This is a genomic window from Plesiomonas sp. ISS29, from assembly GCF_056522795.1.
Window position 1 is genome coordinate 2,544,013 of record NZ_JAWRZQ010000001.1, and the last position, 25,363, is coordinate 2,569,375.

Below are 25,363 nucleotides of genomic sequence, written 5' to 3' on the forward strand. Positions count from 1 at the left end.
TCAGCGTCTTCAACGAGTGCCCACACAGATTGTCTGATTAATTTTTTAAAGAGCATATCGGTTCAGTAATGATTCACTTGCGTGTTTCGTTCCTTGCCGATAGGGAGCGAATTATAGGGAGTTATCCTTTTAGCACAAGCATTTTCTATCATTTAAATTCCGTTCGCTTAAAAAACAAACACAAGCCGCAGGTTTGAGGGTGATTTGCTGATATTTTATCCTTTATATTGAGAATTCATAACCGGACGTGGCTGTAAACGTTGCTGTAACCATAAACCGCTGGCTTTCATCGCATAACCAAATGCGATGCCCACCAGCAGTGAAGGTAATACCAATTGCCAATTGCCGCCGGATGCAAAAGTGGCACAACAGCCGATGAAGGTTCCCGGAATAAAACCAAGCCAGCGTTGTTTGGCCTGAATACACATAAAGAAGGAGACAACAGCAGTCAAAACATAGCCAACAATTTCAATATGTGGGCCAATGGCACTGCTGTTGATAATCATCATGCCCCAAAATACGCCACTGGTATTGGTGATTGCACTGAGTAGAACGCCTTTTATCCCCTCTTCGGGAGAGGCAAAATAGGTTGTACAGCCAAGAAAACCGGCCCAGCTTATCAGGCCAACGCTCATCGCTACCCATGCCCAAAGACCCGACAACAGGCCGGTAGTTAATGCAATGGCCATTAATGTACTCATACATTACCTCTGGCATAAATTTCGGGGATAAAAGAAAGAAGGAGCGAAGTATAGGAGGGTGTTTAATAAACGATCAAGATCTGGGTCAATATTTTAAGGTAATAAGAGGGTTTGGTTGCAGATAAAACCGGTTGGTATCACAAAAAATCAGCTAACGTGCGCATACTGTGCATAAGAGAGTGTCGCCGGTGGCGAAAGACGATCATTCATCACTTTTATCGGATCACCTAAACCCACTAGCTTGCCAGATGAAAGCTGTTGATGCTGGGCAAACAGACACAAACTGGCAGCACCGCTGTTTTCCACCACAAATAATCGCACTTTTTCGGCTGAATCTACCAGAGAGGCATTGACCAGTTCACCCGTTTCTGGGCTGTACGCATGGCTGGTGCGTTCAAAATACCAGCTTTTAGGCATAACAGGTTTTAAAAAGTGCCGGGCAGCAATAGCATTTAAAACCAATTCACTTTTCTGCTCAGCGGTCAGACCGCTGGCCTGCAAGCCATCCATATAGTCATAATATTGTGCAATATCGTCGACATGAAACTTAACACCGGAAAAAACATCGGGGGTTAATACCCGCCCAGCCAGACGCGATCGAAAAATCATGCCATTAGCAAGATCAAGCATCAGCCGATCAAGTTCGGAGTCAACGTACCACTTCCAGCGATCATCCGGCTTGATATTCATGGGCCTACCTAAGTAAAAGCGAAACACGCATACACAAATTATGCGCAATAAAAAATAAAATCAGGTGATTTATAAATTAATACAAACCCTGTTAATGTAAACCAGACAGAGGTTATTGCAAACCCCTGCCTGCTGTTTTCAGGCTTAATTATCAGATATGCGACACAATATCTTTAATTAATCGTGGCCCTTGATAGATAAAGCCTGAATAAATTTGCACCAGTGAAGCTCCTGCTGCCATTTTTTCACGCGCAGCAATTGCCGTATCGATACCGCCGACACCAATAATCGGAACGCGGCCTTGCAGTTCAACGGCCAGTTTACGAACAACTTCAGTACTGCGATACTGCAACGGGCGACCGCTTAATCCCCCCGCTTCATTGCTGTGTTTGTAGCCCTGAATCAGCGAGCGATCAAGCGTTGTATTGGTCGCAATAACACCATCAAGCTGATATCTGATCAAACTATCGGCAATTTGAATCAGCTCTTCATCGGTTAAATCAGGCGCAATTTTTACGGCAACCGGAACATAGCGGCCATGTAATTGATGAAGCTCATGCTGACGCTGTTTTATTGCCTGTAGTAAATCATCCAGTGCTTCACCGTACTGTAAACTGCGTAAACCTGGGGTATTCGGTGAAGAGATATTCACGGCAATATATCCGGCATACGGATACACTTTATCCATACAAATCAGATAATCATCTTTACCTTTTTCTAATGGCGTATCTTTATTTTTACCGATATTAATACCGATGATGCCATCATATTTTGCTTTTTTTACATTTTCGACTAGATAATCAACACCACGGTTATTAAAACCCATGCGATTAATAATACCGTCTGCTTCCAATACACGAAATAAACGCGGTTTATCATTCCCTAGTTGTGGTTTGGGTGTCACCGTGCCTACTTCAATAAAACCAAACCCCATAGCACCCAATGCATCCAGACAATCGGCGTTTTTATCAAGCCCAGCAGCCAGCCCGACCGGATTTTTAAAGCTTAGCCCCATGCAACTGACCGATTTGTTCGGAATATTTTGCCGAATCAGATATTCAAGAGGAGTACCGCTCAGCAACTGAAGATTGTGAATGGTCAGATCATGAGCGCGTTCTGGCTCGAATTGAAAAATCGCTTGCCTTGCTAGGCGATAGAACATGATACCTCTCCTGATAATGACGCTGTCTACTCTGCGTTCACAGCAACAACGTAGTGCAAAATGCCCATCAAGAGTGATCATAAAAGAGGGTTATGATCGTGCAGTTTACTGGCATTTCGACACCGGAAACTGTGCAATCATCAATAGAAAACGCGCTGAATGCCCCGGTTAGAAACCGGATTGGCATTATGGCCAAACATGCTGACATTGTCATGAATTTTTAACGGTTTTTCAGAAGTCCAGCACCTTTTCAGCACCGTTGTAGTGCAACAATCCGGTTTTGTGAATCCAACTCAATATAAAATCGACCAACAAGACCATTGTGCAGCAAAAAACTACGGAAACGGGCGGCAGGAAGGCTGAGCCGTTTGCCCTGCTCTGACATAACTAAAATCTGCCGAGCCGTACCACTGTAGTGATGCAAAAATGTGTGGTAATCCATATTAAGTGTGAAATGGAAGATCATAAGAAATGTTAACCGCTATACCGTAAAAAATGGCGGGTTACCCCGCCAGATACAATAACTTTACATACAACAACACTAGATTCAATCACCTAGCACTGTAAGCTTACGCCAATGACTTGCTGATTTTTTCAAACAGATCACTGGCCAGATTATCAAGCCCTTGTAACTTCACTAATTGTGCGCGCATTAACGCCTGACGATCAGCATCATAACGCCCCAATCGGATCAACGGCTCAATCAGGCGCGAAGCCACTTGCGGGTTACGGCTGTTTAGTTCAACCAAAATATCCGCTAAGAACTGATAACCAGACCCATCTTTGGCATGAAAAGCGGCCGGATTTGCCGAAGCAAACGCACCAATCAGTGAGCGCGTACGGTTCGGGTTTGCCAAACTAAAGGCCGGATGCTGCATCACCGAACGCACATTAGCTAACACATTGGCCGCTGGGCTGGTTGCCTGCAACATAAACCACTTATCCATCACCAAACCATCGTGCTGCCATTTATCAGCAAAATGCGTCATTAACGCATCACGACACGGTAACTCTGCGCTAACCGCAGCCGACAATGCCGCCAACGCATCAGTCATGTTATTGGCCGTTTCATACTGCTTGCGAACACGTGCATCCGCCCCTTCCGCAAAAGCCAGATAGCTCAAGCAGGTGTTACGCAAAGCTCGGCGGGCAATATCACCGTGCTCAACCCGATATTCAGCCAACTGATGAGCCTGATACACTGCACGCAGCTCATCGGCTAACTCCAACACCAGCTCTTCACGGATAAACTCGCGTACCGCACGAATCGCATCAGGATCAATCGTATCAAACAGCTCGGCCAGCTCAGTCTCTTTTGGCAGCGTCAGGATCAGCGCTGCCAGCGCAGGATCAAGCGAGTCATCCAGCAAAATTGCGCGGAAAGCATCTATCGCCGCCAGTGGGAAAACCAACTCCGCACCCTGACTCACATTCGCCACATTCAAACGAACATATTTGCCAATCAGCATTTGTGCCGCATCCCAGCGGGCAAAATCATTGCTAGCATAGCGCATCAGAAATGTTAACTGCGCATCGGTATACGGATAATCTAGCTTCACCGGCGCAGAAAACTCGCGCAAAAGTGAAATCACCGGTTGTTCCGCAACCTGCTCAAAACGGAACGTTTGTGCTGCCTCAGTAACATTCAGCACATTACCAACCGGCTTGCCATCTAGCATCAGCGGGATCACCGCACCCTGCGGCGAATACAGCTCGATATTCAGCGGAATATGTAACGGCAGCTTCTCAGCCTGCTCTGGTGTTGACGGTGTCATCTGGCTCACATGCAGCGTATACACCTGCGTTGCCGCATCATATTCATCATGCACCGTCAGTTGTGGCGTACCCGCCTGACTGTACCAGCGGCGGAACTGCGTCAGATCTACCCCAGAAGCCTGCTGCATTGCATCAACAAAATCATCACAGGTTGCCGCACTGCCATCATGGCGCTCAAAGTACAAACGCATCCCCGCCTGAAACTCCGCCTCGCCCAGCAACGTGTGCATCATCCGAATAACTTCTGAACCCTTCTCATACACAGTCACCGTGTAGAAGTTATTCATCTCAATCACTTTATCAGGGCGGATTGGGTGCGCCATCGGGCTGGCATCTTCTGCAAACTGTGCGCCGCGTACCACTCGCACATTATTGATTCGGTTTACTGCGCGCGAGCCAAGATCAGAACTAAACTCCTGATCACGGAATACCGTCAACCCCTCTTTCAAACTCAACTGAAACCAATCACGGCACGTTACCCTATTACCCGTCCAGTTATGGAAATACTCATGGCCAATCACCCGCTCAATATCAAGGTAATCTGCATCGGTTGCCGTTTCCGCTTTCGCCAATACAAACTTAGAGTTAAAGACATTCAGCCCTTTATTCTCCATCGCCCCCATATTGAAGAAATCAACCGCCACGATCATATAAATATCCAGATCGTACTCTAAACCAAAACGGGCCTCATCCCACGCCATAGACTGCTTTAACGAAGTCATAGCCCAATCAGCGCGATCTAAATTGCCCCGATCAACATACAACTCTAGCGCCACATCACGGCCAGAACGCGTTACAAACGTATCACGCAGCACATCAAAATCACCGGCCACCAGCGCAAACAAATATGACGGTTTAGGGAACGGATCTTCCCACTGCATCCAGTGTTTCCCATCAGGTAAATCACCGTGTGCAATGCGGTTTCCGTTAGAGAGCAAAAATGGATAACGTGCTTTATCTGCCGTAATTTTGGTACGGTAACGCGCCAACACATCCGGTCGGTCAAGGAAATAGGTGATCCTCCGGAAACCTTCTGCCTCACACTGCGTACACAGCGCTTCGCCCGACTGATATAAACCAGAAAGCGCAGTATTTTTCGCTGGGCTGAAGGTTGTTACCACCGTCAACGTAAAATGCTCAGGCAACTGGCTCAGCGTCAGAGCATGAGCAGATTGCTGATAATGTGGCCAAGGCTGGCCATCCACCGCCACCGAAACCAGCGTCAAACCTTCACCGGCCAGCACTAACGGGCGCGCATGTTGCCCTTGGCGCAACACATCACTCGTTGCTGTAACACACGTATTATCTGCCGCCAAATCAAACGCTAACTCAACCTGAGTAATGGTGTAATCAGGTGCCTGATAATCATGGCGATATTTTGCTTGAGGTTGCTGTGTCATTATTGTTCATTCCCTCGTAGTTACACTTATGCCAGTACGTAAACCCAATGTTTAAACATAGCGCTGTTCGTAAATAATCTTCAATAAACAAAGAGTAAAAAGATAAATTGAAATTGGGGGATGCAAAGCAACCCTGCTGCAAAAAGCAATAACAACCACCGTTATCATCACTCAATCCCTACTATAAAGATGGGGAGAACTCAGCAAGAATCAACGATGTAACACCATAAAAATCTGCAATATATTCAGTATTAAGTTTATTTCTCTGGCCAGAGCGCAATAAACTTAACGGATGTCACCCTGTTCTGGGGTATAATTATTGATAGTGGCCCATAGCCAGTGTTAATCAAGGATATTGTACGGTAATTATGACTCAATCCGTAATCACGCCGATTTTGTCGTCACTGCTCGACACCGATGCCTATAAATTGCATATGCAGCAGGCGGTCTATTTTCTCTATCCGCAGACGCGTGTAGTGGCTGAATTCCGCTGTCGCGGAGCGCATGCATTAAGCCGTTATGCGCATGAAATTCGTGCGCAAATTGCACTGATGGCAAACTTAACCCTCAGCGATGACGAATTTAATTACCTGTCGGGTTTACCTTTTTTCAAAGCTGACTATCTCAACTGGCTAAAAACATACCGTTACAAGCCAGAACAGGTGCACGTCAGTGTGGAACAAGGGCAACTTGCTCTGCGCATTGAAGGGCCATGGCATGAAGTTATCATGTGGGAAGTGCCGTTACTGGCCTTGATCAGTGAAATCAGTCAGCGCCACCGCTACCCGCATATCACTACTGCGCAAGCTATAAGCCACCTGCGGCAAAAATTAGCCCAGTTCTCAGCCCACGCCACAGATCTGAATATGGATCAATTCCGGCTGGTTGATTTTGGCACGCGCCGCCGTTTTTCTGCCGATGTGCAGCATGCCGTAGTCAAAACCCTAAAAGCCGAGTTTGCCGGATTTTGTGGCACCAGTAACTACCATCTGGCCCGTACACTCGGCCTAACACCGGTAGGCACACAAGCACATGAGTGGTTTCAGGCGCACCAACAACTGACACCGACACTAGCGCAAAGCCAGCAGGCTGCACTGCAAGCATGGCTGGATATTTACCCAGACTCACTCGGTATTGCACTAACCGACTGCATTACCATGGATGCCTTTTTGCGCGATTTTAACCACCAGTTTGCCACCCGCTACCAAGGGTTGCGCCACGACTCCGGCGATGCCGTAGAGTGGGGTGAAAAAGCGATCGCACACTATAAAGCGTTGGGGTTAGATCCACAGACCAAAACACTGGTGTTTTCAGATAATCTTGACCTGAACAAAGCACTCGCGCTCTATCGCCATTTCCATCATCGAATCAATATCACATTTGGAATCGGCACACGCCTGACCTGTGATATTCCGGGCGTAGAGCCACTGAATATTGTTATAAAGCTAACAGAGTGTAACGGAAAACCCGTTGCAAAACTCTCTGACAGCCCAGGGAAAACAATCTGCCAAGACCCGCAGTTTGTGGAAGCGCTGTGTAAAGCCTTCTCCTTACCTCTGGCCTGTAACGGCTAAACTGACATCACTTTTTATTGCTAAATTACGATACCACGGAGTATTACTTTGCGTTTTGACGAGCTTTCTCTCGACTCACGGTTAATCAACACCATCAATAACCTCGGGTATGCTTCGGCCACCGAGATCCAGCAGATGTGTATTCCTGCTGCGATTACCGGACGCGATATTATTGCCTCATCCAAAACCGGATCAGGCAAAACTATGGCATTTTTGCTGCCGATGATGCAGCGCCTGCTGCGCGAGCGAGCACGTCAAAAACGTGACCCACGGGCCGTGATCCTCGCCCCTACCCGTGAACTAGCCCGTCAAGTCTACGCACAATTGCGTTTCTTGCTGGCTGGAAAACAGATGGAAGCAGCACTATTACTCGGTGGTGAGAACTTTAATGATCAAATTCACGCACTGCGTAAACATCCGCAGATCATTATTGCCACACCGGGCCGTTTAGCCAATCACCTGAAAGAGCGCAGCATCTACCTGAACGGTGTTGAAATGCTGATCATGGATGAAGCCGATCGCATGCTTGATTTAGGTTTTGCTGCAGAACTCAAAATCATCAATGAATCAGCCGATCATCGCCTGCGCCAAACCATGATGTTCTCAGCCACCATCACACCTGAAGTTGAAGTGCTCGCTTTTGCCGCATTGAAAAATCCGCGCCGTATTGCCGTAGGCGATGCTATGGCTCAACACGCCGATATCAGCCAGCATTTTTATCTGGTCGATCATCTGGATCACAAGCAAGCCCTGCTTGATCATATTTTACAGCACGAAGCCTATCAGCAGGTGATCGTCTTTACCGCGACACGTGCAGATACCGAACGCCTAGCGGATCGTCTAAGTCTTCAAGGCAGTAAAGCCGTGGGCTTAAGCGGTGAGCACAGTCAAAGTGCACGCAACAAGATCATGGATGATTTCAGCCGTGGCTGTTACAAAATGCTGATCACCACCGATGTTGCCTCGCGCGGGTTAGACCTGCTGAACGTTTCACTGGTCATCAACTTTGATATGCCAAAACAGCCCGAAGAGTACATCCACCGTATCGGACGTACCGGCCGTGCCGGCAGCAAAGGCACCGCCATTTCATTAGTCGGCCCGAAAGACTGGGAAAGTTACGAGCGGGTAAAAGCCGCCGTAAACCAGCCATTAAGCTTCTCAAGCATTGAAGGGCTGGAAGGTAAATTCCGCGGCTTACGCAAAGCCAAAAAAGTTATCGACCAAAACAGCGCAAATAAAAACAAAACAGCAAAATCTGGCAGCAAAACCAGTGCCAAAGCTAAACCGCGTATGGGTAAAAAATTCACCGCTGGCACTGATGCCGGCATGGTAATGATGAAACGTAAACCTAAGCAGTTGGTGGTTGAACGCCCAGATCCCGAACTGCCAGAATCAGACACCGAATAAAGCACCACCAGACACGGTAAATACCGTCATCTGACCGCAGCGGTTCTGCATCGTTATGCTGAATAATGGCAGACATAAAAAAAGATCACCGATTGGTGATCTTTTTTATTGGTCTTATTCGAACTATTACTGCATCAGGCATCAAACTTCAGCCACAATGCAGTGATATTACGTGTGATTACAGCGCCCGCAAAATAGCATCAACGCTGTCTTTGGCATCACCAAACAGCATTTGCGTGTTCTCTTTGAAGAACAGCGGGTTTTGTACACCGGCATAACCGGTATTCATAGAACGTTTAAATGCCACAACATTCTGTGCTTTCCACACTTCCAGTACCGGCATACCCGCAATCGGGCTCTTCGGATCTTCGAGCGCCGCAGGGTTCACCGTATCATTCGCACCAATCACCAGCACAACATCAGTATCGGCAAAATCATCATTGATCTCGTCCATCTCCAATACAATGTCATACGGCACTTTAGCTTCTGCAAGCAGCACGTTCATGTGGCCTGGCAAACGCCCCGCAACAGGGTGAATACCAAAACGCACCTTCACACCCTTCTCGCGCAATTTTTGAGTAATTGAAGCAACAGGGTACTGTGCTTGCGCCACAGCCATACCGTAACCCGGCGTGATGATGACCGAGGTAGCATTTTTCAGCATATCAGCCACTTCTTCCGCCGACGTTTCACGGTACTCGCCCATCTCCTGATCATCATCAGAAGGCGCGCTATCTGTACCAAAACCACCGGCAATCACACTGACAAATGAGCGGTTCATTGCCTTACACATAATGTAGGAAAGAATCGCACCTGATGAGCCCACTAATGCACCGGTCACAATCAGCAGATCGTTTGCCAGCATAAAACCTGCCGCTGCCGCTGCCCAGCCTGAGTACGAGTTCAGCATAGAGACAACCACTGGCATATCAGCGCCGCCAATAGAGGCTACCAGATGCCAGCCAAATGCCAGCGCAATCAGTGTCATCACAACCAGCGCAAACGTGCTTCCGCCCGCTTTCAAGAACACCACCAGCAGCAGGAATGAAACAACCAGCGCAGCCAGATTCAGCTTGTGGCGGTGTGGCAGCATCATCGGCTTAGAGCTGATTTTTCCACACAACTTACCAAATGCCACAATCGAACCGGTGAAAGTCACTGCACCGATAAAGATACCGATAAACACTTCAGTTAAGTGGATATTGAGCAGCACACCTTCGGCAACACCGTGATCCAGATAGCTGTTTATCCCGACCAGTACCGCAGCCAGGCCCACAAAGCTATGTAACACCGCCACCAACTCTGGCATCTCTGTCATTTCGACACGTTTTGCCAAGCGGATACCGATTGCACCACCAATAACCATCGCCAGTAAAATCCAACCCACACTGGCTGAATGCGGCCCTAAAATCGTTGCCACCAGCGCGATACCCATACCGGCAATACCGTACCAGTTACCCGCTTTGGCTGTTTCATGCTTAGACAATCCGGCCAAGCTCATGATAAACAGCACAGCAGCCACAATGTATGCAGCTTGTACCAATCCTTCAGACATGTTCTACCCCTCAGTCCCTTCTAAACATTTTCAACATGCGCTGAGTGACAGTAAAGCCACCAAATATATTAATGCTGGCTATCAGCACCGCAATAAACGCTAAGAATGATACAAACCCACTGCCCTGACCAATCTGCAACAATGCGCCGACCACGATAATGCCGGAGATCGCATTGGTTACCGACATCAGTGGCGTATGCAGAGCATGGCTCACATTCCACACCACATAGTAACCAACCACACAGGCCAGAATGAACACCGTGAAATGGGATAAAAATGCGGCTGGTGCGGCATTAGCAATCCATCCAAACAGCACAATCCCGGCAGCCATCAGACCGTATTTTTTGGCCGGAGACATTGGTTTTTCAGCCTCTTTCGGTGCAACCGGTGCGGCAGCCGCTTTTTGTGGCTGAGCCGAAACCTGAATAGCCGGAGGCGGCCATGTCACATCGCCTTCACGGATTACAGTCACACTGCGCAAAACCACATCGTCAAAGTCGATATTAATCGTACCGTCTTTTTCTTTGCACAATAGCTTGAGCAGGTTAACAAGGTTTGTACCGTACAACTGAGATGATTGTGTCGGCAAACGGCTTGGCAAATCGGTATACCCGATAATCTTGACCTGATTATCCGTGACTACCACAGTATCAGCCTGCGCTAGCTCACAGTTACCGCCTGTTGCAGCAGCCAGATCAACAATAACGCTGCCCGGCTTCATGCTGGCAACCATCTCTTTGGTGATAAGCTTTGGCGCAGGTTTACCCGGGATCAGCGCCGTGGTGATAATAATATCAACCTCTTTGGCCTGTGCCGCAAACAGCTCCATCTCTGCCTTGATAAAAGCAGGTGACATCACTTTCGCATAGCCATCACCGCTACCGGCTTCCTCTTCAAATTCAAGCTCAAGGAATTCAGCACCCATGCTTTGAACTTGTTCTTTCACTTCAGGGCGGGTATCAAATGCACGAACAATCGCACCTAAGCTACCTGCTGCGCCAATGGCTGCCAACCCTGCTACACCCGCACCGATAATCATCACTTTTGCGGGCGGCACTTTACCTGCGGCCGTAATTTGGCCGGTAAAGAAAGAGCCAAACTCATGCGCCGCTTCAACAACCGCACGGTAACCGGCAATATTTGCCATTGAGCTCAATGCGTCTAAAGACTGTGCACGTGAAATACGCGGTACAGCATCCATCGCCATCACGTTGATTTTACGCTCGGCCAATTTTGCCATCAGATCTGCATTTTGTGCAGGCCAGATAAAGCTTATCAGCGATGACCCCTCTTTCAGCAGCGGGATCTCTGCTTCTGTCGGCGCATTAACTTTTAAAATGATATCGGAGTTCCAAATATCATCTGATGATACGACCTGAGCACCGGCAGCAACGTATGCTGCATCCTCAAAGCTGGCACGAAAGCCGGCATTTTGCTCTATCGCCACGCTGAAACCTAACTTCAGCAATTGCTCCACCGTTTTCGGTGTAGCAGCTACCCGCGATTCATTCGCGAGTTGTTCCTTTGGTACACCAATCAGCATAGTTATTCCTTGAATTGGCATCGGTTAGCAAAAATAATACTCTACCCCTAATCAGTGAAAAAAGAGCCTCACTGATGTGTCAAATCATGACATAACTACAGCGCTATGTATGATTTAACGTGCATTAAACCTGATGTTCCCTTTTATGCAGCATGACATGTCCTCCTTAACACTCAATGTAATTTAGGTTAATCGAAAATAAGAATGGTGAAATATTATTACGCAGTATTTACAACCAAGACGCAACGTCATTCAAATTTTAGAAAATAAATTACTGAAATTAACCGCGATAAGCTACTAATAACAGGTCGAATGAGAAGTTACTGAGTGAATTCACAACAACATGAGGGAAAAATAGCAAAATCATGGTTAAATACTCGGCAAAAACAATTTTGCGGCAAGTATTTAACCACAGATAAAAACCACATAAGTACATTATTGCATATTAACGTTTAACCAGTGCAATCCGGCTGTCGAATAAGTTATCGTTTAAAATCAGCTCATTATTCTCTTGTGAGATATTTAGCGATTGCCGCCCATCTTCATAGAACAGCACCACTTCATTCCCTTCATAAATATAAAGGCCACGATTAGTCTGTAATTTTCCATCTTTTCCAGTACTTTGGGATTCAAACTGGAAATCAGGGTGAAAGTTAACCGCAAAATGATTGACCTGCGGCATCACATCAGCACCGCTAATTTGTGCGCTTTGCCATGATCCGAGCAGCTCGCTCGGCGGTAATTTCATAAAAACAATATTACCCATCACAAACTGATTTTGACTTAAGCTAAAAGATAAATGCTGTGTAGTATCCCCTTCAGGTAACAGTGTCAGAGCATCACGGTTGATGTCATAGCCACCCTGCCATACATCATTTTTCCCATCACCGCGTTGCAGCACAAACAAAAATCGGTTATGTGAATCAAAACGGATAGACATGCTACGATAGCTTATTTCACCGAGTGTAATCTCGTCACCTCCGTTTGCCCGCCAGAGCCAGTCACCGACAATATAAGGTTCATCAAATCCGTTCAGTGACTGATCAAGTTCAGCATAGCTAGGTGTTGAAAAACTCATCATCACTGATAGCATCAGGGTAGATAGGGGTCGGAGCATAAAACCTCCATTCTCTACGCATTGTGCGTAAGAACACGGAACAACCATTATCAGGGAGTCACCGTCACATCCAAGACCCGCTAGCACCTACACATCCGCTGATGGTTTTGCTGTTGCAAAACCGGTGGCATAGCAACACATCAGTGACCAGAAAAAACACATTGAGAAGCTGATATATTCACGTTAGTCACTCCTGACTTTTTTCACCGCGAATATTAAAGATAGAAAGAGAAAAAGAGAAAAAGAGAAAAAGAGATATTTTTTAATGGGATATTAGTAGGAATAGTGGATGAGAATAATTAAGAGATCTAAAGGGGTTATCGCATAAAAAAGCCCCGATATATCGGGGCTTGTGTTGAACTGTTCAAAGCAAGGCATCTAACATCACTTCTGCTTTACTACCACAGATAAAGCGGTGCAAAGTATCATCGGTTATGACGCTTTTTTTACCGTTGCAGACTGATCTTTTGCCAAATCCAGCGTGATCTTCACGGTTTCATCCATGTAAGGATCAGGATCTTGATAATCTTTTGGGATAGCATCAAGAGACTTAACCGGTTTTTTCCCTGCTCGAACCAAACGCTCATTCACACGCTTCAAACGCAGAGCGTCCTCTTCGTGATTCTCTTTTTGTCGTTCGGCCAGATTCAAGGAGATCTTGTTCTCTTTAGCTTTGAGGATCTTGTATTGCGCGATATCGTCAAGGATATAGGCAAACTCAGGATCTTTTGCAATACGCGCCTGATGCTGTTGCGTCAACGTTGTGACAAATGAGGCTGGTGAACCGGCTTTATCAAAGGTCACCGCATCGATACTGTCCCACGGCAGTGCATTATCTTCAAAAGACTCGCCCGTATCAGCCGGATCAACACCGGTTGGCATCACAATATCAGGGGCAACCCCTTTATGTTGCGTACTGCCACCATTGATACGGTAAAACTTCTGAATCGTATACTGCACATGCCCAAGTGGTTTATCAAACAAATCATAGATGTGATTCAGCGAGCGATGCTGCTGCACAGTGCCTTTACCAAAGGTGTTTTCACCCACAATTAAAGCACGGCCATAATCTTGCATCGCAGCGGCAAATATCTCAGAGGCCGAAGCACTGAATCTATCTACCAGCACAGTCAACGGGCCGTCATAATATGAAATGCCATCGGTATCTGAATTCACTTTGATACGGCCATAGCTATCGCGCACTTGTACTACCGGCCCTTGAGGGATAAATAACCCACTCAATGCCGTCGCTTCTGTCAGTGCACCGCCACCGTTACCGCGTAAATCAATCACAACACCGGAAACATTTTTATCACGCAGCTCTTGTAAACGCGCTTTCACATCTTCGCTCAGGCCAACATAGAAGCTTGGAATGTCAATAACACCCACTTTCTGGCCACTAACCTCTTTCACTGTCGCTTTCGCGGCACGATCTTCAAGGCGAATTTTATCGCGAACCAGAACCACTTCTTTGGCTTTACTGTCTTTTCCAGCAGGCAAAATTTGCAAGCGAACTTTGCTGCCTTTTGGCCCTTTGATTAGATCTACGACATCATCAAGCCGCCAGCCAATCACATCAACTATCTCTTTTCCAGCCTGACCGACACCAATAATTTTATCGCCAACAGCAATACTCTTATTGGTCGAGGCAGGGCCTCCGGCAACGAGCGAGCGGATCACAGTGTAATCATCATCAGCTTGTAACACTGCCCCTATCCCTTCTAAGGAGAGGTTCATTTCGTTATTAAACTGCTCTGCGTTACGGGGAGAGAGGTAGCTAGTGTGAGGGTCAATTTCGCGTGAAAACGCATTCATGAAGGCTGAAAAAACATCTTCACTGTTGGTTTGCGCTAAACGTCGAATAGCAAAGTTATAGCGCTTGGTCAGTGTTTCCTGAATAGCCGGCCACTCTTTACCTGCCAGCTTCAGACTCAAAGCATCAAATTTAACTTTTTCATACCACAGTTTATCAAGCTCTGCGGTATTTTTAGGCCATGCTGTTTTGGTTCGATCGACATCGTAAACATCAGTACCATCAAAACGCATCGGTTTATCAAGCAGCGTCAGCGCATATTGATAACGTTCATAACGGCGTTTTTGCGAAAGATTAAATAACGCATAAGCGGTATCAAGCTTCCCCTCTTTTAACTCATTATTAAGGTTATCACGCTGTGCTGAGAACAACACAATGTCAGATTGCAAAAAAACATTGTGATTGTAATCAAGCATTTTCAGATAGCGATCAAAGATCTTATCTGAAAATTCACTGTTTAAATCAAATTGACGATAGTGCGAACGGGTAAAGCGAGCAGTAATCCGCTTTTCCGCTGTAGAGTGTTGCATCTCAGGGGTCAATACGGGAATGCTGCTCAAAGCATATTTCGGCTCAGCAGCCTGCGTCCAGCAGGCCAGCAAAATGCTGGCCGCTGCAGTTACTCGAAACAAATTTTTCATGCCTTGCTTCTGTCTCCGCCTCAGGCGAGCAAATGCTCAGCCCGAACAATCATTGCCAAACCGGAGGTTAGTTGAACACGAGCACCGTCTTTGGCTATTTCCAATACGGTCGCATCCATCAAGCCTTTACCGGCACGCACTTTAATCGCCTGACCAACGCTAAGTTGAGCAATTTCAACGCTTTGTACTTTTACTTCCGCAACGTCAGCTTTAGGTGCTGCTGCCGGCCGAGAAGGCTTCGGTTTACGCGCTTCGGGTTTACGTGCATCAGCAGCACGCTTGTTCTCTGGACGAGGACGGCGAGCCGCTGGCTTATCACCCTCTTCTTTTTTTGCAGCGGCACGTTTTGCTTTTACGCGTGCTTTTGCTTCTTCTAACTGGGTGCGTGCGTGATCAACGTGTTGTTGTTCAAGTTCACCACAATCAGCGCCATCGAGATCGACACGCTGTGCTCCAGCTTTTGCACCGTGCAGGTAGCGCCAGCTAGAGGTGTATTGACGCAAAGCTGATCGCAGCTGAGTTTTACTTACTAGCGGGGTATCCCCTAAGTGTGAAACTACGTCTTGAAATATACCAATTTTCAGAGGGCGAGCTTCGCCTTCAAGGATGAAGCATTTAGGGAAACGCTCTGCCAGATAGGCGATAACTTCTTTGCTACTGGTCAGCTTCTGTTGATTTTCCATGAAAAGTCCTGAATTACTACTTTAACGCCGACAGGCGCAGGCATGAACAGGCAGTATTATAGTGCCCTGTTCCATAAAAGCTACGCATCAACGCTTAAGAGTGCACTTAAATCAATGACTATTTTTTCTAAACCCTGTTGATCTTCAATGCTAAAACGTCCGAGAGTTGGGCTATCAATGTCTAAAACTGCAGAATAATGCCCCTTTATCTGCACCGGAATGACTATCTCTGCACGGCTGCGCGAATCACAGGCAATATGGCCTACGAACTGGTGCACATCCTCTACCCGCAAGGTCTGTTGCTGTTGTAGTGCACTTCCGCACACCCCTTTTCCATACGGGATTCGGGTGCAAGCTACGCGCCCCTGAAAAGGGCCTAATACCAACTGCTCTGCTTTTAAAAGATAAAAGCCTACCCAGTTGATGTCGGGTAACCGCTCATTAAGCAGGGCACTGGTATTGGCTAAGATTGCTATCAAATCGGTTTCACCTTCAAGCAAGGCGAACAGATCTCGGTGCAAAATACGGTAAAACGCGGTACGTTCTGACACACTAACTTCACTACACTCTGACATTATAGCCCTTTGTTAATAAATCGTAACACGCAAAATAGGTTATACGGTAATATAGGGTAGGATCAATCTGGAATTCTTTTTTTATGCTTTTATTTGCACAAGTATGATCCATTTAATAACAATAAATTAGTGATTCTCAGAGCAAAAACCTTAAAAAAATATGTTTATTCTATCCAGTGCTCTCTTCCCACATATTTATTCTTTATTAAAAAAGATCAAAATACAGGGTGGAATATGAATAACTCCGCAATTTCCAACTGATACCAAGCAAGAGCGCGAACTTCAGCACAATCTCGGGTAGAATAACGGCCTATGCCAGTGTTAAAAACAACGATAAATAATAAAACCACGCGCTGTGTTTGTTGTGATTATCAAACCCAACTTCCGCCCCTTAAACGGAATCAAAATGCGCAGTGTCCACGCTGTATGTCTGTTATTGCATACGGGCGTGATTGGTCTTTAAACCGTTTAGCTGCGGTGGCGCTTGCCATTTTAATTCTGATGCCGCTGGCCTTTACCCAACCTCTGCTCGAAATTAATCTATTTGGTGTAGATATTACTGCCTCGGTGTGGGAAGGGATTTGGCAAATGGCATGGCAGGGTTTTCCTGTCACGGCTACGCTGGTGTTATTTTGTACTATTGTTGCCCCGCTGCTGTTTGCCGGAGGGATATTTTACCTGTGGCTCACCCGACGCTTTGGCGGCTCATTACGCCCTTGCCTGCTGGTGCTGGGAAAATTGCACGAATGGGCAATGCTGGATGTCTATCTTTTGGCACTAGGTGTAACTGCATTTAAAATCAGGGATTATGCCCAGCTCAGCGCCGGATTTGGTTTGTTACCCTTCTTTTTTCTTGTTTTGCTGTTTACGCTGTTGCTGATTCATTTCAATGCTGCACAGTTGTGGCAACGCTACTACCCACAAAAAATAGTATTGTCACAAAAAATAGCGTTGCCACAGACTCTAGCCTGTGGCGTGCAACAAGCAGACTCCGTTAATTTTTGTGTGTACTGCCACTACCACGGAAAGCCTAACTCAGCAGGCCGCTGCCCGCGTTGTTTAATGAAAATGCGCAACCGCTATAAGCAAAGTTTACAAAAAGCGTGGGCGGCTGTGCTCGCAGCTATCATTATGCTGCTTCCCGCCAATTTTTTACCTATTTCTATTTTGTATGTACGCGGTGCCCGAGTAGAAGACACTATCATGTCTGGGATTATTACACTGGTACAGTCAGACAATATTCCGATTGCCACAATTGTCTTTGTGGCCAGTATTTTAGTACCGTTGACCAAAGTGGTAGTCATGCTTGCCCTACTGATATCGGTACAGTTCAATTTGCACGGCTATAAACGCCAACGCTTGGCACTGTTTAAATTTGTTGCGGTGATTGGCCGCTGGTCAATGCTTGATCTGTTTGTGCTGGCCCTGATGATGTCTTTGGTTGATCGCGATCAGATCCTCTCATTTACCTTAGGCCCGGCGGCGTTCTTTTTTGGTGCTGCAGTGTATCTGACGATGATAGCTGCGGAATGGTTTGATACCCGTTTAATCTGGGATGTTCATGCAAAAGACTAATACCCCATTATCTGAACCTGAGATAGCAACCATTAAAACTAAACGCCGTATCTCGCCGTTTTGGATTTTACCGATCATTGCCGTGACCATTGCATTGAGCTTGGTTTATTACACGCTGCGTGAACAGGGTGAACAGATCACCATTCACTTTAGCTCTGCCTCCGGCATAGTGCCAAACCGTACCCCCATTCGCTTTCAGGGGTTAGAGGTTGGTATGGTGCGAAAGGTCACGCTGGCAACAGATCTAAAAGGGGTAAATGTTACGGCCGATATTTATAGTCAGGCATCAGACACGTTGCATCGAGACACGCAGTTTTGGCTGGTCACACCCAAGGCTTCATTTGCCGGTATTTCCGGTTTAGATGCGCTGGTTTCGGGTAACTATATCAATATGCTACCCGGCAGTGGAGCATATGCCAGCACCTTTACCGCGCTCTCTACTCCCCCACGCTACCGTGAATATAATGGTGATTTACAAATTCATCTGAAAACCGAAGATTTAGGCTCACTGTCAACCGGATCACAGGTGTATTACCGTAAAATACCGGTCGGTAGTGTGAATGATTATCGGATCGCCGCCGATAATGCAGGGGTGATTGTTGATATCCTGATTGAAAAACGATTTGCTCATTTGGTGAAAACCAACTCACGCTTTTGGAATACCAGCGGTGTACAGGCCGATATCAGCCTTGCAGGGGCATCAATTAAGCTAGAAAGCCTCAATGCGCTGATTAACGGAGCAATTGCTTTTGACTCGCCAGCCAGCAGCGCAGAAGCCAATGATGACTCAACTTATCCGCTCTATCCCGACCTTGCTGCCAGCCAGCGAGGGCTAAAAATTGCGTTAACGTTTCCAAGTGCTAACGGGCTAAAAGCCGGCAGTACGCCGCTGATGTATCAGGGTTTAAAGGTGGGTGTATTAACCGATCTGACATTGGATAAAAAAGGTTCGGTGGCCGGTGTGATGGTTGTTGATCCTTCCATTAAAGAGTTGTTGCGCACCGATACGCATATCAAGCTTGAAAAGGCCGCGTTTTCACTGGCAAACCCTGCGGGAATTAGCAGTTTATTGACCGGCCCAACGCTACAGCTGATCCCCGGTGATGGTTCACCGATTAACCAGTTTACTGTGTTGGATGAGAGCCAAATTCTGCAACAAACGGAAGGCGCGCTGACGTTATCACTTGAAGCCCCCCAATCATTTGGTGTTGATGTGAATCAGCCACTGTGGCTTAACGGAGTGATTATCGGCCAAGTGCTAACCCGTGATTTGCTGCCGCAAGGTGTACGTTTTTCTGTGGTGGTAGAGCCACGATACCGCCATTTAATTCAGGCCAACAGTCGGTTTGCCGCTGCCAGCCGCATCAATGTACAGGTTGGGTTCGATGGTGTTGAGGTTAAAGGCGCATCAGCACAAGAGTGGGTTCAGGGTGGCATTACGCTGATAAATAGTGCCTCTGGCTCAAAAAAATCAGGGGTAGCCAAGAAAACCTATACTCTGTTTGGTGACAGCAAAAGTGCGTTATCGGGCATCGAGTATGATGACCTAAAGAGCACGCTGACACTGCGCGCCAAAGAGCTGCCGGATATTCAGCAAGGCTCGGTAGTGCTGTACCGTAAGTTTCCAATCGGGCAATTGTTGTCAATCAAACCGACCGCCCAAGGTGAATTTGATGTAGCAGTATTTATTGACCCAGCCTATCGGTATCTGCTGACTGCTGAAAGCGTATTCTGGGCTGAAGGCGGCGCAAAAGTTGAAATTGGTGCCAGTGGTATTTCTGTACAAGCAACCCCGTTGACTCGTGCGTTAAAGGGGGCAATTAGTATGGATAACATCAGTAAAATTCCGTTCACTAAAGGGCAGTTACGCCCTCTTTACGCTTCTGAAAATGCGGCAAAAGCGATTGGCAGACAAATCATCTTAACCAGTGATGATGCGGCCAAAATCAGTGCAAATATGCCGATCCGTTATTTAGGCATCACGGTAGGGCAAGTGCTAACAACCAAGCTGGCCAGTGATAATAGCCATGTTGAAGTCAGTGCTATTTTGTACCCGCAATATGACGCACAATTTGCCCGCAAAGGCACGCGTTTTACGCTGGTGACGCCTGAAATTACGGCATCTGGCGTTTACAACATTGACAGTATTCTCAGCCCCTATATCAGTACCGAGCCGGGAAGTGGTGCTCATAGCCGCCAGTTTGAACTGCATCCGCCAAGTATTGTTGCATCACGCTATCTTGATGGTTTACCGATTGTGCTTGATGCCTCAGATGTCGGTTCACTGAGTGTCGGCACACCACTGCTGTATCGTGGTGTAGAGGTGGGTATTGTGACTGATTTTAACCTTAGCCAACTGGCTGACCGCGTACATATTCAGGCAAGAGTAAACCGCGATTATCAAAAACTGGTGCGTAAAAACACCGTGTTCTGGCTGAATTCAGGCTATAACATCGACTTTGGCCTGTTCTCGGGGATTGCAACATCCGGTACATTGAATCAACTATTGCGCGGTGGGATCTCATTTGCAACACCGCCGACCACGCCGCTTGCGCCAGTTGCTCAACGTAAAACACACTATGTACTGAATGATAAAATGCCTGCGGATGCCAACAGCTGGACAACCGCAATACCGCTAGAGCTGGAGTAACAGAGTAGAGCAATCTATGGGCTTCTCAAAGAAAAAAAGCAGAAGATAAACAGCAAGAAAATAGGTCAATCTGACAATTTTATAAAAATTGTATTCGGATACTGGCTTTCTTGCATATCTTCACTACGCTTATGTCTATGAGTTGATTGTTACTCAATGAGATTACGACTCACTGATTTACTCCACCAGTTAGCGCACGGCTCTTGCAAAGAGCCATTCCCCTGGGCCAGATACAGGAATCGTGTCTGGCCTCTTTTTATTCTGCTGTTAAGTACCACCGTATAAAGTCAGCATGTTAATGACGCCAACGATTTTATTGGTGAATACGTGTATGAGATAAAACCTTATGATACAGCCAATAACATTAAAGAGCTGTTACCCAGAAAAGCTGGAAACAATATTACTTGTATACTGATACATCAGGCGATCACTTTGCTCATGAGTATAAGGTGTTTTTTCCCCCATAACATGGTGGCCAGAAGCAACCAATTTACTACGTAATTTTTCACCTTCAACACCTAAGCCTCCAGAGTCAGTCAACAACATAATCGGAACGTTGTTTGTTAACCCTTTAACATTTTTTTCAACTGAAAACCGTCCATTGACTGATTTCAACAGTGCGCCGACTAATCCTGCCGGATTAACTACCCCATGTGCGGTGATCGCTTTGGTCATACTTGGCATAGGACGATCTAATAGTAATCCGGAGACAATCATACCATTATGTTCAGCGTACCTTGCTAGATCAGCGGCAATCGGTGCCCCCATAGAGTAACCATGGATTATGATGTTATCAGGAGTAATGCCTTTCTCATCCACCAAATAATGGAACATACTCCGAGCATCTTGGTAAAGACCTTTCTCACTTGGGCAGCCCTCGCTTTCGCCATAACCCCGCATGTTGACAGCCAATACATCAATACCATGCTCATGATATTGTCGATTAATTGCAATAGATTGCTGTTCAACTGGAGATCCTGATCCGTGTAAGAACAAAACAACTTTATTTATTTTATTTTTATTCTCATCGAGTTGCGCTCCTTTATGGTAGTGCCCTGTCAATCGGCCAGCCTTTCCTATCACAACGACTTTCTCTGATTGTTTATTTTCAACAGCGTAATTAAGTTGTTCTTGAGTATACAACAAAATATTACGCCGCTCTTTTTTTTTGCCGAATAATTCATCATTGAAATATCGAGATAACATATTATTTGATATATTTTCATTTGGTGACACTCTGCCCGCAAAATATGTGGCATCATGTTTTGATTTATTTTCAACTTCTCTACCTAAATGTTCATTAATCAAACCACTTATTTTTTTATACACAACCTTTACTTTCTGTAATTTGTTATTGATTTTATTATTAGTATCATTAAGCATGTTTATTTTAAATGACTTTGGCATCAATATTGCCGAGTTTTTTATGCATACAAGATTGTCTGTAATTTTTATTTGTTTTTTACTGGATATCTCTTTACTGCTCATTCTTAATACGACACTTTGACTCACTGCGTGTAATTTACTGATGCGACCAAACATAATTCATCCCTATTCAAATATAACATTATATATGATAGTACTATGATGTTACTTTCAAAAAACGATACAATGCTATCTTTGGTCGCGTATTCAATCTGCAGATTTGATCATTGCCGGAGATACTCACGATCGATGAATGCACCGATAATTGGGTAGTGACTCCAAATTAGTATCATAGTATTGTTCATTTTTTGGATACGCCATGGCAAAGATTGATGTACTTTGCCCCCGTTGCTCCAAAACTCAGGGAGTCATCCTTAATGGTCATCCCACTTCAGGCACTCAGCTATATCGCCGCAAGCTCTGCCTGAAAACCTTCCAACTCAGTTTTCAATTCCAAATCTGAAGAAATGCACGATAAGGTCATCGGTTGGTATCTGACAATCAACCATTACCACTAAGTTTGAGTCACCACCGATTTTTCTGAATAGCTATGACTGAAGACAGACTTAGCCATATCAGTGATTTTACTCTTCAACTTCGACTTATCTGATTCACTAACACCATCGTACGTTTAATCAATCGGCTGATTTTAGTCCTTGGACTTGAAGGCCTACGTAACGTAGTCATTAGTCAGCTAATGGATGCACTCAGTGAAATACACCAAACAGTAAACTCCACCATCGTTTATGCTTAATTCCGATATTAAGCTCGCCATTATTACTATCATCGAGAACAACAAATCCGTCATCTCCATACTCTTTCGCTTCATTAGGAAATAGCAAATAGCCCGCAGTCCAGTGGCCATAACATGCAAACGGTGATGATTGTCCTATGTAATTATTTTCGGCATCATACAAGGAGAAATATATGGGTGATTCTGTAGTTAAAAAACAGTACCAACCTATAGGGTTAACTGGATACATATCCTTTATGGAAACTCTATATTTTCCATCCTCTGAAACCCTAACTATTTCAGGAGGAGAGTCTAAAAAATTTAAAGAAACATGAGCAAGCGTAATCCAATATGTTGCACACAGCAAAAATATAATTGCAGATAAAATTTTCACAAGTAAATTATCCGTTGATTAGGAAGTGGACTTAACCAGAGGACGTCTGAGAATACAAGAAAATCGCCTCCCGCATTATGTTTATCTTGCCAGTCACGAAAATCACTATTATAGATCGGCACAAATCCACTCCATTCACGCGCTAATATCCCAAATAAAGCAGAGCCATACGAAGCAAGGTATGCTGCACTCCTAGCTTTAGTTAGCACTCCATTCTTACTCCATACACCAAGAGGCTCAGATATGTATTTTCCCCCATCAACAAAATCGTATGTGTCTTTGAGGTATACACCAACCCTATCTACAAAAAAGGCTGGCCGTCCATGATGAGCGCCAGAATAACCCCTTACTGCAAATTTCAAGCTTGCATTACCGATAGCTCCATACCAATCATCAATTGTATCCAATAACCCGCCAACCCCGATCGTATTCACTTGCGCGGTTGCATCCAGCACTCTAGCACTATCACTCATTCCAAGAGGAATGCACATGTTTGGAGAATAACCAGCACGCATCAACCTTTGACGTAACAGTTTTATTCCCGCAGTTGAATTCCATGTTTTCATTTTCTCTTGCAGCTTACCTTTGATGTATGGCAGTGCCCACGTCATTTTAATTATCGTATCGTTAACTCGATCTTCTGGTATCAGCCTTGCATCACCAGCAATAAACTTATCTTTTATGTCCTGCGTAAATTTAAATGCAGGAGTAATGCTAAACCAGTGTCTCATTAGCTGAGGTGCAACCTTCCAGCTCATTTTATCCATTGCATCAGGAATTTGATCTAGGTGGAAAATGTCTACCTTAACATCCTGACCTTTTGTATTAACACTTGGCGATAACTTTGTACTAGCAACAGTCATTATCTAAGTCCTATTTTTGTTTGAAAAACATAATCAAGTGTCAGGTTATCTTCAGTCTCACCTTTTACTTTTGATGTTTTACCATTTGCATCAACCATCCCTTCAACTAATCCCTTTGAAGAAGTCATGCCATAAGCCAAATGTTCAAATGGAGCGTCGGTCTCACAATCCATTATGCAAAAGTGCTCATCAAACAAGCTAGCAAGATTTAATGGAGTGGCCACCGATGGTTCCATGTCACCAATAATCACCGAACTACTGCCGATAATGACTCCGCCACACCCCACTTTACTCCCCGTTAATGCCGCTGGCTTACCGTTAAAAAAAACGGTCGTTGAACCCGTAGTTATTGCGCGATCATGGGGCGGACTGCCGGGTTTAGCATGTGGCTCTAGCGCATCACCCACCCTGGCTGCGGGCTTACCGTCGATGATGATATCTTGCGAACCTTCGATTATCGGCGTTGGAGGGAATCCGTCATGGTCGGTACCAATATCTCCTATCGTGGCAGCTTTTTTAGACATTGTTCTTCCTCACTAGCTCCAATTTACGGCCATTATGAATCGCACGATTTTCCCTATAAAAATTGACTGCCACTCTCAAGTGCCCTTTACTTTTTCTGCGCGATCTTCGCTGTAGCTATAATGGCTATAACTACTCTCGCGACATGCCTAAATTCATAGCATTGCGAGCACCTTAAGCAAAACTTACGCCACATAAAAACTCATTTATAAACAATGCGTTAATTAAACTATCTATTATGCTGAGTGCAACCGAGCAAGATCCTGCTTAAAACAGATAAAATATGTTGCAGTTATTGCTCAAAAGGATAAATAAACTGAGTTTTGAGCAAGTTATTGCTCAGAGTGGTTAAAGTGACTGGAATGACTCATACCAATGAGCCACCCAGCGTTTACCGACAAGTATTCAAGGCAGAAATGTTGAGTGCTAAAAACAAAAAAGGCCTTCAAGCCGGGAGAGGTTGGAGGACGGCAATACTACGGAATCCTGGAGGAAGAAATCGTGGAGCTACATTGCGTTTTACTTAATCAGGTTAGGAAATATAGACATCCATCACACCGCAAA

The 25,363-nt window shown here is 45.7% G+C and carries 19 protein-coding genes and 1 pseudogene; 5 read left to right on the forward strand and 15 right to left on the reverse strand.

The genetic code is table 11. The features are described from left to right. Positions 1–215: 215 nt before the first annotated feature. From AC1HDJ_RS11380 to pepN, 5 genes are all read right to left on the reverse strand, one after another. Positions 216–701, reverse strand: a complete 486-nt coding sequence (locus AC1HDJ_RS11380; RefSeq protein WP_479535913.1) for a DUF1097 domain-containing protein — start codon at positions 699–701, stop codon at positions 216–218. 147 nt (positions 702–848) lie between these two features. Beyond that, positions 849–1,391: a cell division protein ZapC gene (locus tag AC1HDJ_RS11385; RefSeq protein WP_479535914.1), complete on the reverse strand. Its 543-nt coding sequence runs from the start codon at positions 1,389–1,391 to the stop codon at positions 849–851. A 151-nt stretch (positions 1,392–1,542) separates the two neighbouring features. Further along, positions 1,543–2,553, reverse strand: coding sequence for a quinone-dependent dihydroorotate dehydrogenase (gene pyrD, locus AC1HDJ_RS11390; RefSeq protein WP_479535915.1), 1,011 nt, complete (start codon positions 2,551–2,553; stop codon positions 1,543–1,545). A 250-nt stretch (positions 2,554–2,803) separates the two neighbouring features. After that, on the reverse strand, positions 2,804–3,019 hold the full coding sequence (locus AC1HDJ_RS11395; RefSeq protein WP_479535916.1) for a DUF2835 family protein: 216 nt from the start codon (positions 3,017–3,019) through the stop codon (positions 2,804–2,806). A 103-nt stretch (positions 3,020–3,122) separates the two neighbouring features. Continuing rightward, a complete protein-coding gene (gene pepN / locus AC1HDJ_RS11400) occupies positions 3,123–5,729 on the reverse strand; it encodes an aminopeptidase N (protein ID WP_479535917.1) in 2,607 nt (868 codons plus the stop codon). 368 nt (positions 5,730–6,097) lie between these two features. Here pepN and pncB point away from each other — a divergent pair, with 368 nt between their 5' ends. Both pncB and AC1HDJ_RS11410 read left to right on the forward strand, forming a co-directional pair. Then, entirely contained in the window at positions 6,098–7,303 is a 1,206-nt protein-coding gene (gene pncB / locus AC1HDJ_RS11405; RefSeq protein WP_479535918.1) for a nicotinate phosphoribosyltransferase, read from the forward strand. Positions 7,304–7,351: 48 nt separating this feature from the next. After that, complete coding sequence (locus AC1HDJ_RS11410) at positions 7,352–8,710, forward strand: DEAD/DEAH box helicase (RefSeq protein ID WP_479535919.1); 1,359 nt, start codon at positions 7,352–7,354, stop codon at positions 8,708–8,710. A gap of 178 nt (positions 8,711–8,888) precedes the next feature. Here the strand turns inward: AC1HDJ_RS11410 and pntB are convergent, their stop codons facing one another. The 6 genes from pntB to AC1HDJ_RS11440 form a co-directional block, all read right to left on the reverse strand. After that, complete coding sequence (pntB, locus tag AC1HDJ_RS11415; protein WP_479535920.1) at positions 8,889–10,265, reverse strand: Re/Si-specific NAD(P)(+) transhydrogenase subunit beta; 1,377 nt, start codon at positions 10,263–10,265, stop codon at positions 8,889–8,891. A gap of 10 nt (positions 10,266–10,275) precedes the next feature. Further along, positions 10,276–11,808 carry a Re/Si-specific NAD(P)(+) transhydrogenase subunit alpha gene (gene pntA / locus AC1HDJ_RS11420; RefSeq protein ID WP_479535921.1) on the reverse strand — a complete coding sequence of 511 codons (1,533 nt, stop codon included), beginning with the start codon at positions 11,806–11,808 and terminating at the stop codon, positions 10,276–10,278. A gap of 445 nt (positions 11,809–12,253) precedes the next feature. Next, positions 12,254–12,925, reverse strand: a complete 672-nt coding sequence (locus AC1HDJ_RS11425) for a hypothetical protein (protein WP_479535922.1) — start codon at positions 12,923–12,925, stop codon at positions 12,254–12,256. 432 nt (positions 12,926–13,357) lie between these two features. Next, on the reverse strand, positions 13,358–15,379 hold the full coding sequence (prc, locus tag AC1HDJ_RS11430) for a carboxy terminal-processing peptidase (RefSeq protein WP_479535923.1): 2,022 nt from the start codon (positions 15,377–15,379) through the stop codon (positions 13,358–13,360). 20 nt (positions 15,380–15,399) lie between these two features. Next, entirely contained in the window at positions 15,400–16,062 is a 663-nt protein-coding gene (gene proQ / locus AC1HDJ_RS11435; RefSeq protein ID WP_479535924.1) for an RNA chaperone ProQ, read from the reverse strand. Positions 16,063–16,142: 80 nt separating this feature from the next. Continuing rightward, on the reverse strand, positions 16,143–16,637 hold the full coding sequence (locus AC1HDJ_RS11440) for a GAF domain-containing protein (RefSeq protein ID WP_479535925.1): 495 nt from the start codon (positions 16,635–16,637) through the stop codon (positions 16,143–16,145). A 312-nt stretch (positions 16,638–16,949) separates the two neighbouring features. Here AC1HDJ_RS11440 and yebS point away from each other — a divergent pair, with 312 nt between their 5' ends. Together yebS and AC1HDJ_RS11450 are read left to right on the forward strand one after the other, a co-directional pair. Continuing rightward, the gene (yebS, locus tag AC1HDJ_RS11445; protein WP_479535926.1) at positions 16,950–18,212 is read left to right on the forward strand and encodes a membrane integrity lipid transport subunit YebS; all 1,263 of its coding nucleotides are present in this window, start codon (positions 16,950–16,952) and stop codon (positions 18,210–18,212) included. Continuing rightward, positions 18,199–20,862, forward strand: coding sequence for a PqiB family protein (locus AC1HDJ_RS11450; RefSeq protein WP_479535927.1), 2,664 nt, complete (start codon positions 18,199–18,201; stop codon positions 20,860–20,862). Before yebS ends, AC1HDJ_RS11450 begins: the two co-directional genes overlap by 14 nt. Positions 20,863–21,237: 375 nt before the next feature. Here the strand turns inward: AC1HDJ_RS11450 and AC1HDJ_RS11455 are convergent, their stop codons facing one another. Then, positions 21,238–22,404: an alpha/beta hydrolase gene (locus tag AC1HDJ_RS11455; protein ID WP_479535928.1), complete on the reverse strand. Its 1,167-nt coding sequence runs from the start codon at positions 22,402–22,404 to the stop codon at positions 21,238–21,240. 202 nt (positions 22,405–22,606) lie between these two features. Here AC1HDJ_RS11455 and AC1HDJ_RS11460 point away from each other — a divergent pair. Further along, positions 22,607–22,741 (forward strand): annotated as a pseudogene (locus tag AC1HDJ_RS11460) (IS1 family transposase); the annotation flags it as partial. A 253-nt stretch (positions 22,742–22,994) separates the two neighbouring features. Here the strand turns inward: AC1HDJ_RS11460 and AC1HDJ_RS11465 are convergent. Genes AC1HDJ_RS11465 through AC1HDJ_RS11475 form a run of 3 tightly spaced genes read right to left on the reverse strand, consistent with a single transcriptional unit; the run spans position 22,995 to position 24,801 of the window. Next, a complete protein-coding gene (locus AC1HDJ_RS11465; RefSeq protein ID WP_479535929.1) occupies positions 22,995–23,414 on the reverse strand; it encodes a DUF6201 family protein in 420 nt (139 codons plus the stop codon). Further along, the gene (locus AC1HDJ_RS11470; protein WP_479535930.1) at positions 23,411–24,277 is read right to left on the reverse strand and encodes a DUF6402 family protein; all 867 of its coding nucleotides are present in this window, start codon (positions 24,275–24,277) and stop codon (positions 23,411–23,413) included. Before AC1HDJ_RS11470 ends, AC1HDJ_RS11465 begins: the two co-directional genes overlap by 4 nt. Next, complete coding sequence (locus AC1HDJ_RS11475; protein WP_479535931.1) at positions 24,277–24,801, reverse strand: type VI secretion system PAAR protein; 525 nt, start codon at positions 24,799–24,801, stop codon at positions 24,277–24,279. The genes AC1HDJ_RS11470 and AC1HDJ_RS11475 overlap by 1 nt, the downstream gene beginning before the upstream one ends. Positions 24,802–25,363: the final 562 nt, after the last annotated feature.

Excerpts from the sequence above, each read along its gene's own strand:
- pepN (WP_479535917.1), bottom strand. The coding sequence starts at position 5,729 with ATGACACAGCAACCTCAAGCAAAATATCGCCATGATTATCAGGCACCT.
- AC1HDJ_RS11470 (WP_479535930.1), bottom strand. The coding sequence starts at position 24,277 with ATGACTGTTGCTAGTACAAAGTTATCGCCAAGTGTTAATACAAAAGGT.
- AC1HDJ_RS11425 (WP_479535922.1), bottom strand. The coding sequence starts at position 12,925 with ATGCTCCGACCCCTATCTACCCTGATGCTATCAGTGATGATGAGTTTT.
- AC1HDJ_RS11475 (WP_479535931.1), bottom strand. The coding sequence starts at position 24,801 with ATGTCTAAAAAAGCTGCCACGATAGGAGATATTGGTACCGACCATGAC.
- AC1HDJ_RS11455 (WP_479535928.1), bottom strand. The coding sequence starts at position 22,404 with ATGTTTGGTCGCATCAGTAAATTACACGCAGTGAGTCAAAGTGTCGTA.
- AC1HDJ_RS11380 (WP_479535913.1), bottom strand. The coding sequence starts at position 701 with ATGAGTACATTAATGGCCATTGCATTAACTACCGGCCTGTTGTCGGGT.
- pncB (WP_479535918.1), top strand. The coding sequence starts at position 6,098 with ATGACTCAATCCGTAATCACGCCGATTTTGTCGTCACTGCTCGACACC.
- pntB (WP_479535920.1), bottom strand. The coding sequence starts at position 10,265 with ATGTCTGAAGGATTGGTACAAGCTGCATACATTGTGGCTGCTGTGCTG.
- AC1HDJ_RS11395 (WP_479535916.1), bottom strand. The coding sequence starts at position 3,019 with ATGATCTTCCATTTCACACTTAATATGGATTACCACACATTTTTGCAT.
- AC1HDJ_RS11440 (WP_479535925.1), bottom strand. The coding sequence starts at position 16,637 with ATGTCAGAGTGTAGTGAAGTTAGTGTGTCAGAACGTACCGCGTTTTAC.
- pyrD (WP_479535915.1), bottom strand. The coding sequence starts at position 2,553 with ATGTTCTATCGCCTAGCAAGGCAAGCGATTTTTCAATTCGAGCCAGAA.
- AC1HDJ_RS11385 (WP_479535914.1), bottom strand. The coding sequence starts at position 1,391 with ATGAATATCAAGCCGGATGATCGCTGGAAGTGGTACGTTGACTCCGAA.
- pntA (WP_479535921.1), bottom strand. The coding sequence starts at position 11,808 with ATGCTGATTGGTGTACCAAAGGAACAACTCGCGAATGAATCGCGGGTA.
- AC1HDJ_RS11450 (WP_479535927.1), top strand. The coding sequence starts at position 18,199 with ATGCAAAAGACTAATACCCCATTATCTGAACCTGAGATAGCAACCATT.
- prc (WP_479535923.1), bottom strand. The coding sequence starts at position 15,379 with ATGAAAAATTTGTTTCGAGTAACTGCAGCGGCCAGCATTTTGCTGGCC.
- proQ (WP_479535924.1), bottom strand. The coding sequence starts at position 16,062 with ATGGAAAATCAACAGAAGCTGACCAGTAGCAAAGAAGTTATCGCCTAT.
- yebS (WP_479535926.1), top strand. The coding sequence starts at position 16,950 with ATGCCAGTGTTAAAAACAACGATAAATAATAAAACCACGCGCTGTGTT.